The organism is Microbacterium sp. (assembly GCF_030149085.1).
Taxonomy (GTDB): Bacteria; Actinomycetota; Actinomycetes; order Actinomycetales; family Microbacteriaceae; genus Microbacterium.
On record NZ_JASBSF010000150.1, the window covers coordinates 1 to 4,232 of the forward strand.

Annotated in this window: 4 protein-coding genes; 1 reads left to right on the plus strand and 3 read right to left on the minus strand. The window is 67.8% G+C overall.

Going from position 1 to position 4,232, the window contains the following annotated elements:
- Window positions 1-1,668, minus strand: a 1,668-nt coding sequence (locus tag Q1V87_RS06135) for an ABC transporter ATP-binding protein (RefSeq protein ID WP_300591294.1), incomplete at its 3' end; no start/stop codon positions are given.
- Between the two features lie 31 nt (window positions 1,669-1,699).
- Between Q1V87_RS06135 and Q1V87_RS06140 the strand changes: the two genes are divergently transcribed.
- Window positions 1,700-2,308, plus strand: coding sequence for a PH domain-containing protein (locus Q1V87_RS06140; RefSeq protein ID WP_300591296.1), 609 nt, complete (start codon window positions 1,700-1,702; stop codon window positions 2,306-2,308).
- Window positions 2,309-2,316: 8 nt separating this feature from the next.
- Here the strand turns inward: Q1V87_RS06140 and Q1V87_RS06145 are convergent, their stop codons facing one another.
- Both Q1V87_RS06145 and Q1V87_RS06150 read right to left on the minus strand, forming a co-directional pair.
- A complete protein-coding gene (locus Q1V87_RS06145) occupies window positions 2,317-3,525 on the minus strand; it encodes an ABC transporter permease (protein ID WP_300591297.1) in 1,209 nt (402 codons plus the stop codon).
- Window position 3,526: 1 nt separating this feature from the next.
- A partial coding sequence (locus Q1V87_RS06150; protein WP_300591298.1) for an ABC transporter permease occupies window positions 3,527-4,232 on the minus strand: 706 nt, incomplete at its 5' end.

The following is a 4,232-nucleotide window of genomic DNA, read 5'->3' on the forward strand; positions in this document are numbered from 1 at the left end:
CTGCTCGGCGGGGTCGGGCACGGGGACCGCGGCGATCAGGCGCTTGGTGTAGTCGTCCTGCGGGTTGCGGAGGATCTGCTCCTTCGTGCCCTGCTCGACGATCCTGCCGAAGTGCATGACAGAGATGCGGTGCGACAGGATGTCGACGACGGCCAGGTCGTGGCTGATGAACAGGCATGCGAACTTCAGCTCCTGCTGCAGCTCCTGCAGCAGATCCAGGAACCGCGCCTGGACCGACACATCCAGCGCTGAGGTCGGCTCGTCCGCGACGAGTAGGTCGGGTGCGAGGGCCAGGGCGCGTGCGATGCCGACGCGCTGCTTCTGTCCGCCCGAGAGCTCGTGCGGGAACCGGTTGCGGTAGGACATGGGCAGTTCGACCTGGTCGAGCAGCGCCTCGACGCGTCGGTCCAGTTCCTTTCCCTTCGCCTCTCCCGCCAGCAGCAGCGGCTCGCCGATCGACTGGCCGATCGGCATCCGGGGATTGAGGGAGGAGGACGGGTCCTGGAAGACGATGCCCGTGCGACGGCGAATCGAGAACAGCTCCTTCGACGTCGGCGCCGAGATGTCCATGCCCACGGCCGTCAGGCGGCCCTCGGCGATGGGAAGCAGCCCGACCGCGGCACGCCCCAGCGTGGTCTTGCCCGAACCCGATTCGCCGACCAGGCCCATGATCTCCCCGGGGTACACCGTGAGATCGATGTGCTCCGCGGCCCGGAAGGCGGGGATCCGCCCGCGCTTGGGATAGTCGATGGCGACGTCCTCGAAGCTCAGGACCGGCACCGCGCCCGGCGCCGTCTCGGGGCCGCCCGCCGGCTCGGTGACGGCCGCCGGCGATGCGTCCTCATCGGCGAGGCCGAGCCCGAGGTGCGGAACGGCACCCAGGAGAGCCTTCGTGTAGGGGTGGGCCGGTTCGGAGAAGATCTTCTCGACCGAACCCGACTCGACCACGACGCCGTCCTTCATCACCATGATGCGGTCGGCGAGGTCCGCGACCACGCCCATGTCGTGAGTGATGAGGATGATGGCCGAGTCGAGCCGCTTGTGCAGGCTGCGCAGCAGATCGAGGATCTCGGCCTGCACCGTGACATCCAGTGCCGTGGTCGGCTCGTCCGCGATGAGCAGCAGCGGATCGCACGAGATCGACTGCGCGATCATGGCACGCTGGCGCTGACCGCCGGAGAGCTGGTGCGGGTACTTGTGGAATGCCTCCTCGGGATTGGGCATCTCGACCATGCCGAGCAGTTCGATCGCGCGCGCCTTCGCGTCCGCGGGAACGAGCGAACGATCGTGGGATCGCAGGGCCTCCATGATCTGGAAGCCGACCGTGTAGACGGGGTTGAGGGCCGTCATGGGCTCCTGGAAGATCACGGCGATCTCGTTGCCGCGCAGGGCGCGCAGCGTGGCGGCATCCGTGCCCCGCAACTCGCGCCCCTGGAGCTTGATCGATCCGGTCACACGGGCGTTCTCGGGCAGCAGCCCCAGCAGCGCCATCGACGAGGTGCTCTTGCCGGATCCCGATTCGCCGACGATCGCGAGGACCTCGCCGCGCCGGACGACGTAGTTCATGTCGATGGCGGCGGGGTAGAACTGTCCTTCGACCCAGAACTCGACGCCCAGCTGGGAGACCTCGAGGACCGTTTCGGCCACGGCCTGTCCGTGCTCACTCATGGGGGAACTCCTGTCTGCGAAGCTTGATCTCATGCAGTTCGTCGATGTGCACTACCGGCCTCTGGGCGGCCGGATCCTCGCCGTGTCGGTGGTCGCGATCGCCGCGATGGGGATCGTGGCGATCGCTGTGCACAATCCCGTGGACGCGCTGCGCTACTGCTGGCCGTTGCTGCTGGTCGCTGCGCTGGCCGTGATCCTGTTCTGGGCCCCGCAGCTGAGCGTGCAGGCGCACGGCGTGACCGTCGCGAACCCGTTCCGAACCGTGTTCGTCTCGTGGCCCTCGATCCGGAGCATCGACACGCGGTGGTCGCTGACCCTGACGACCGCGACCCGCAAAGTCGGGGTGTGGGCGGCGCCCGCCCCCAGCCGTCACCGCGCCGCCGGGCTCTCGCGCAGCGACTTCATCGGCATCGGGCCGAGCGCCCAAGGACAGCACCAGAGCCTGCGGCCGAGCGACGCGATCTCGACTCCCAGCGGGAATCTCGCTCAGGTGGTGCGCGGACGCTGGGAGGCGCTGCGCGAGAGCGGCGCGCTGGATGCGGGAACCGATCCGTCCGCCGACTGGACGAAGATCAATGTTCCGGCGATCGCGACGATCGTGGCTCTGGTGGCGGCATCCGTCGTCGGTGCGGTGGTCTAGAGCGGGCGTCATCGTTCGGGATCCAGGGGCGAGTGCTGCTGGTCTCCCGGCTCCTCGGGTCTGGCGTCGTGGTAATTGACGACATCCCCGGTGTAGACCGCCTCTCCGGCGACCGTGACGGACGGAGCGTCGGTCGAAGCCGTCGTGTCCACCCCGACGGGGGCACGGCCGCTCGCCCTGCTGGCGCGTGCCATGGCGCGCTCGCTCGGCATCTTCTTCTGGCGCGGATCGAAGGCGTCGCGCAGGCCGTCGCCGATGAAGTTCACGCACAGCGCGATGACGATGATGAAGATGCCCGGCCACCAAAACAGCCAGGGCCGTGTGGAGAAGGCAGCCTGGTTGTCGGACACGATCTTGCCGAGCGAGGTGTCGGGCGCCTGCACGCCGAAGCCGAGGTAGCTCAGCGCAGACTCCAGCAGGATCGCACCGGCCATCAGCAGTGTCGCGTTGACGACGATCACTCCCACGGCGTTGGGCAGGATGTGGCGGAAGATGATGCGCCGATCGCGCGCGCCCGAGACGCGTGCGGCATCGACGAACTCCCGCTCGCGCAGCGTCAGGAACTCGCCGCGCACGAGGCGCGCCATCGTCGTCCACGCGAACAGGCCGATCACGACACCGAGCACGGCCGCGCCGAGGCTGCCGAAAGCGTGCCCGAGCACCGAACCGATGACGATGAGCGGGATCGTGATGACGACGTCCGTGAAGCGCATGAGCACGGCATCCGTCGCCTTGCCGTAGTAGCCGGAGACCGCACCGATGACGACGCCGATGATCGACGCGACGACACCCGCGATGACCATCACCATGATCGACTGCTGCGCACCGCGCATGACGACGGCGAAGATGTCGCGGCCGACCTCGTCCTGCCCGAACGGGTGGTTGCCGAAGGTGATGCCCGCCCCGCCGAGGAACTCGGGAATCAGGCTCAGCGTCGGTTCGCCGCGGTTCTCGATCGGCGGGATCTGCTCCCACGTGTACTGCCACCAGCCGGGGATCCGCAGCCCCCACAGCGTGACGCCCACGGACGTGAAGGCGAGCACGACGATGAAGCCGAGGACGACCATGGCCACGAGCGCCGCGCGGTGACGGAAGAAGCGGCGCCGGACGATCTGCCCCTGGCTGAGCCCCTCGGTCTCGCGCTGCTCGATGGAGGTCTCTGTCCCGCGGTCGGCGGCCGCGGGTCCCGCGCCCGTCGGAGTGTTGATGGTCGCCATCTCAGCTCACCTTGATTCTCGGGTCGAGGGCCGCATAGAGAAGGTCGGCGATCAGGTTGAAGACCACCGCAAGCGTCCCCGCGACGATGAAGAACGCCATGACCGGGTTCGGGTCCGAGACACGGAGCGCGTCGACGAACAGGCGGCCCATGCCGACCCATCCGAACACGGTCTCGGTGATCACCGCCCCGCCGACGATCGCCCCGACGTCGAAGGCGATGATCGTCGTGATCGGGATCAGCGCGTTGCGGAAGGCATGACGGACCACGACGGTGCGCTCCGTGAGACCCTTCGCGCGCGCGGTGCGGATGTAGTCCTGGTTCATCACCTCGAGCAGGCTCGCCCGGGAGTATCGCGTGTAGCTGGCGAACGAGATCAGGATGATCGCGATCGTGGGCAGCAGCAGGTGCGTGAACAGATCGATTCCCTGCACCCAGAAGTTCCCGCCCAGCCCCGGCGTGGAGGCACCCACGGTGGCGATGGGTCGCCCGTTGACGCGGTCGGAGTTGGTGTACGCCTCCCAGTACGACATGTACTTGTCCAGTGCCAGCAGGCCCGCCGTGAGGACGCCGACGATGATGGCGGTGCGGATGACAGGACCGCGATCGTTGCCTCCGAAGAGCCATCCGATCGCGCCACTAACGACGATGGTGAGGGCAGCGAGTCCTAGGAACAGCGGAAGTGTCATCCCGCTCAGTAGGTAGTAC